Here is a 1,729-nt window from a genome sequence, read left to right as displayed (position 1 = left end):
GCCATGGGGGGTCCTCGGACGCGGCGGCGGGCCACCGCGGGTCGTGCGGGGGCGTTCCGGGCGGCCGGTGGCCGCCCGGAACGGTGGGCCTGCGGTTCGTCAGTTGAACTGGTCCGGGTGCGGGCCGGTGCGCAGCTCGCGGTCGGTCGCGGCGATCTGGGCCATGTCCTCGTCGGTGAGCCGGAAGTCGAAGACGTCGAGGTTCTGCCGGATACGGGCCGGGGTGACGGACTTGGGGATGACGATGTTGCCGAGCTGGAGGTGCCAGCGCAGCACCACCTGGGCGGGGGACTTGCCGGTCCGGGCGGCGATCGCGGTGATCGCCGCGTCGTCCAGGACGGCGCCCTGGGCGAGCGGGCTCCACGCCTCGGTGGCGATGCCGTGCTCGGCGTGGAAGGCACGCAGCTCGGCCTGCTGCAGGCCGGGGTGGAGTTCGACCTGGTTGACGGCCGGCACGAGCTCGCTGCTGTCCATCAGGCGCTTCAGGTGGGCGGGCTGGAAGTTGGACACGCCCGCCGCCCGGATGCGGCCCTCGGCGGCGAGGCGCTCGATGGCGCGCCAGGAGTCGAGGTAGAGGTCGCGGGCGGGGGTGGGCCAGTGGATCAGGTAGAGGTCGAGGTGGTCCAGGCCCAGCTTGTCGAGGCTGGCGTCGAAGGCGCGCAGGGTGGCGTCGTAGCCCTGGTCGGCGTTCCACAGCTTGGTGGTGACGAACAGCTCCTCACGGGGCAGTCCGGAGGCGGCCAGGGCCCGGCCCACGCCGGCCTCGTTGCCGTAGATGGCGGCGGTGTCGATGCTGCGGTAGCCGGCTTCCAGGGCGGCGGCGACGGCGGCGGTGGTCTGGTCGTCGGGGACCTGGAAGACGCCGAAGCCGAGCTGGGGGATCCGGATGCCGTTGTTCAGCTGCACGGTGGGGATGGTCATGGTTCGCTCCTTCAGGCGGTGCGGTCGGTGAGGGTGTAGCGGACGGTCTGGGCGCTGATCAGGCCGTCACGGAAGACGAAGGTGTCGGTGCCGTCCAAGACCCGGCGGGCTTCGGTGGTCGCGGTCCAGCGCAGGAACAGCACCTCGCCCGCGAACTGCGGGGTCAGCCGCCAGTCGGCGTCGGGGAGGTCGGCCAGCAGCCGGCCGATGACCCGCCGGACACCGCCGCGCCCGTGGAAGGCCCCCTCCGGGGTGATCAGGACGGCGTCCTCGGTGTAGTTCTCGGCGATCAGGTCGAGGTCTCCGGTGCCCAGGCGCCCGCCGTGGTCGGCGAAGACCTCCTGCGGGGTGCGGGTCACCGGGCGAACTCCTTCAGCGCCGCGGCGGCGAAGGAGTGGTCCTGCTCGGGGGCGCCGCCGCCGACACCGAGGGCGCCGATCAGGCGGCCGTCGCGGTGTACGGGGACGCCGCCGGCGATGAACAGCAGCGGCCGGTCGAGCGCGGTGGGCAGGGAGTGGAACGGCCCATCGGGCTTGACGAGGTCGACCAGGTCGGCGGTCGGGGCGTCGAGCTGGAGCGCCGTGTACGCCTTGCGGGTGCTGGTCTCACCGGAGATCAGCACCGCCCGGTCGTCGCGGCGGAAGGCGAGTGGATGGCCGCCCGCGTCCAGGACCGTGACACTGACCGGGACCCCGGCCGCTTCGGCGGCCTCGCGGGCCGCCGCGAGCAGGGTTTCGGCATCGGCGGTGGTGCTGTCTCATATACACATCTGGCGCTGCCGACGATCGGATAAGTGTAGATCTCGGTT

At 72.5% G+C, this 1,729-nt stretch carries 2 protein-coding genes and 1 pseudogene; all 3 read right to left on the bottom strand.

All coding sequences use genetic code 11. The annotated features are described in order from the left end of the window. Nucleotides 1–99: 99 nt before the first annotated feature. Nucleotides 100–921, bottom strand: coding sequence for an aldo/keto reductase (locus E4099_RS31760; RefSeq protein WP_135342549.1), 822 nt, complete (start codon nucleotides 919–921; stop codon nucleotides 100–102). 11 nt (nucleotides 922–932) lie between these two features. Then, nucleotides 933–1,280, bottom strand: a complete 348-nt coding sequence (locus E4099_RS31755; RefSeq protein ID WP_135342548.1) for a nuclear transport factor 2 family protein — start codon at nucleotides 1,278–1,280, stop codon at nucleotides 933–935. Further along, nucleotides 1,277–1,672, bottom strand: a pseudogene (locus E4099_RS31750) (GlcG/HbpS family heme-binding protein); the annotation flags it as partial. The gene E4099_RS31755 and the pseudogene E4099_RS31750, both read right to left, overlap by 4 nt. Nucleotides 1,673–1,729 lie beyond the last annotated feature (57 nt).

This window comes from Streptomyces palmae (assembly GCF_004684805.1).
Taxonomy (GTDB): domain Bacteria; phylum Actinomycetota; class Actinomycetes; order Streptomycetales; family Streptomycetaceae; genus Streptomyces; species Streptomyces palmae.
The sequence above is the reverse complement of the archived record's forward strand: the minus strand, read 5'-3'. Positions and strand labels throughout refer to the sequence as shown.